The sequence below is a fragment of the Actinomycetota bacterium genome (assembly GCA_030682655.1).
Classification (GTDB): Bacteria; Actinomycetota; Coriobacteriia; order Anaerosomatales; family JAUXNU01; genus JAUXNU01.
The window spans coordinates 1-2,884 of the sequence record JAUXNU010000175.1 but is presented as its reverse complement, the minus strand read 5'-3'; the positions used below and the strand labels follow the sequence as shown (position 1 = coordinate 2,884).

Here is a 2,884-nt window from a genome sequence, read left to right as displayed (position 1 = left end):
CTACGAATCATGCAAGCACCGCTCTCGCGTACCTGACCCGGGTGCGCGGTCTCCTGCTCGTCGCAGGTCCTCCGGGTTCCGGGAAGACCACCGCCGCGTGCGCGCTGCTATCTGATGAGGCCCTCGCCACGCGACGCATCGTGACGGTTGAGGATCCGGTCGAACACCGGATTCCGCGAGCTGCCCAGCAGCAGGTCGACACACGAACCGGCGCGACGTGGGAGACGCTCGTCGAGGGCGCGCTGCTGCAAAACCCTGACATCCTCTATCTGGGCCAGCTTCGGAACCCCGCTTTGGCCGAGACGGCTGTTAGGCTCTCGCTCGATCGCCTTGTAGTGGCCAGCATTGAAGCGCCGAACGCCACGGCCACTCTTGAGCGGCTCGAGCGTCTCGGAATCGGGCGGGCGACCATCGCCGAGGCAGCCCCCCTCGTTCTCGCGGTGAGACTCGCGCGACAGCTGTGCCCACAGTGCCGGTCGATAGGCAACGTGACCGAGCCGGAGATCGACCTGCTCTCGCCGTACACGCACGACATCCCGTTCCAAGTCGCGCGTCCTGGCGGCTGCCCGGAATGCGGTGGTGCCGGCTTCCAGGGAAGGCGCGCGGTAAGCGAGCTGCTGCAGGTCCAAGGCGACATCGCCGCTCTGATCCGCTCTGGTGAATCGTTCGAACGGGTGCGAGGCTTCGCCTGGGATCGCGGCGACGCGCTCTTCGGCAGGGTGGCCGTGGAAGCTGTGCGGGCGTTCACGTTCTCGCCCGAGGAAATCCACCGCGCGATACTCGCGGACGACGATGTGAGCGCGTACGAGCCTGGCGCCCCGGCGCGTCCCGTGCACAGCGGGGAGTCGGCACACGCGGATCCCTCGACCGCGACGATTCTTGTAGCCGAGGACGACCCGGACACTCGCGAACTCGTGTCGCACATCCTCGGCCGTGAAGGCTACGACGTCGTGACTGTCGGGAACGGAGCCGATGCGCTGTACGAGCTGGGAAGTCGGCGGTTCGACCTCGTGATCACCGACCTCGGCGTGCCGATGCTCGACGGTCTCGCGGCCTCCTCATTGCACCCCCAGGCCGGCCTCCCTCTTTCGAAGCGCACCCCTCGCGCTGAAGATCACGCCTTTCACTTGCGCATGACGATGGCGTCGGCGTAGTCGCCTGGGCCGTAGACCTCCGTCTGTTGCCCGTTGGAAGGCGGCAGCAGGGTGAAGCCGGCCTTGGCATACGCGTGGATTGCCCTCGCGTTTCGCCGAGACGGCCGGATGATGAACTCGGTGATGCCGAAGGCCTCGTGGAGATAGCTGGTCAAAGCCACAAGCGCGTCCGGGCCGTAGCCTCGCCCACAGACCTTTTCACAGCAAAGCCAGATGTCTAGCTCCGCTGTGTTCTGGACCAGATCCATCCCGTCGTAGTTCACGTGGCCGACCGCCTCGCCATCGACCTCGATGATGTAGGACCTCCCGACCTGGTGCCTCGTCCCGTCGAAGAAGTGCGGCCCGTAGTCTTCGCAGAACTCGTCCCAAGTTGGAGCAGGGGTGTCGGGGAAGAGTGGAGGTCCCATCATCGATTGGGTCACATCGGACTCGGCGAGCCATCGGTAGACGGCGCGTCGGTCTGATTCCCGCGCCGGACGGAGCGTGACTATGGAACCCCGAATCACCATCACGTCTATCCCACCTATCGAGATCCGCTTGAGCTGCGGCCACGGGGCGGCTGTCTGCGGTTGCTGTGGTCAGGCGCCCTGACGGTTGCCTGACGGCTGCCGGACGGCCACCGGTTCACCCGCGGCGAAGCACCCTGATAGCGTGGATGGTAGCCGACCTTTCCGACAGCCTCACGAGACGCCTCTCCTGATTCAGCGGATCCACCACCAGATACTCCTGCCCATCCTTCGCCACGATGAGAACCCAATGAGGAACGGTTTCCGAGAGCATGACCTTGGTGATGACCGGTCGTCCTTGGGACAACTCCCGATCGATGACGTCGTAGCTCAGGACCGGGAGCTCGATCCGTATCTTCCCGCCGGTGATCTCACTGACCGCGCTCCAGATGACCTCTCCCGAGCCGGTGAACCCGTCGGCACTCTTGAGAGCAGCACAGACCTCCCCCGGGTCCATCGGAGACCCGAGCGCGGACACCCCGCTGGCGATACATGACACCGTGCAGCCAGCGGATCCCATGGTCTCACCGCTACCGCCGAGAGTCTCGGCGGCCCAAGCAGGATCGTTCTGCAAGTAGTACGGCACGGAACCCGTACCCGAGACCGCGAGAGACTCCCCGCCAACCGAAGACACCGATTGGCCGCTCGCTCCGCGCTGGCCGAAGAGAAGCACGCCGCCAGCTGCAATCACCAGTAGCGCGAGTCCAGCGAACAGATGGAACCTGCGCCTTCGCACCGATCTCCCATCGCAATGTATCGCCCTGGATGACGCCGAACTCTGGGTGCACGACCTGAAGTACGTCTGCGCGCTCCCAACCTGAGGATATCTCACGAGGCGCGCTGTCTGATGCGCTGGCTACGTCAAGAGCTTGGCCAAGAGCACCGCGTCAACGTACTCGCCGTCGACGGTCACAGCGTCTCTACGTACGCCCTCACGCTCGAACCCCAACCGCTGATAGAGGCGAATGGCATCCGGGTTGTTGGCGAACGCTTCGACCTCGATCCTGCGGACGCCGTGCTGCGGCGCCCACTCGAAGAGCCTCTCGATGAGTCGCGTCCCGATACCGCATCCGCGGTGGTCGCGCTCGACCGAGATTCCCAAGGAGCCGACGTGTGCCTCCTGCGGCAACATGCGACCGAGAAGCCCGAGCAGACCGACGACGCAGCCGTCTGCTTCTGCCAGAAGCATGGTGGAGTTCAACGGCTCGCAGTAGGCCTTCAAGA

The 2,884-nt window shown here is 64.8% G+C and carries 4 protein-coding genes; 1 reads left to right on the top strand and 3 read right to left on the bottom strand.

The window, feature by feature from the left end; genetic code table 11:
* The coding region (locus Q8K99_11765; GenBank protein ID MDP2183230.1) for an ATPase, T2SS/T4P/T4SS family at positions 1 to 1,154 on the top strand (1,154 nt) is incomplete at its 5' end.
* Here the strand turns inward: Q8K99_11765 and Q8K99_11760 are convergent.
* The 3 genes from Q8K99_11760 to Q8K99_11750 all read right to left on the bottom strand — a co-directional run.
* Positions 1,124 to 1,663: a GNAT family N-acetyltransferase gene (locus Q8K99_11760; GenBank protein MDP2183229.1), complete on the bottom strand. Its 540-nt coding sequence runs from the start codon at positions 1,661 to 1,663 to the stop codon at positions 1,124 to 1,126. The two genes, Q8K99_11765 and Q8K99_11760, sit on opposite strands and share 31 nt — an antisense overlap.
* 115 nt (positions 1,664 to 1,778) lie before the next feature.
* The gene (locus tag Q8K99_11755; protein MDP2183228.1) at positions 1,779 to 2,396 is read right to left on the bottom strand and encodes a hypothetical protein; all 618 of its coding nucleotides are present in this window, start codon (positions 2,394 to 2,396) and stop codon (positions 1,779 to 1,781) included.
* A 120-nt stretch (positions 2,397 to 2,516) separates the two neighbouring features.
* A partial coding sequence (locus tag Q8K99_11750; protein MDP2183227.1) for a GNAT family N-acetyltransferase occupies positions 2,517 to 2,884 on the bottom strand: 368 nt, incomplete at its 5' end.

Bases quoted from the DNA above. Each gene is read 5' to 3' on its own strand.
- Q8K99_11760 (MDP2183229.1), bottom strand. From the start codon at position 1,663: ATGGTGATTCGGGGTTCCATAGTCACGCTCCGTCCGGCGCGGGAATCA.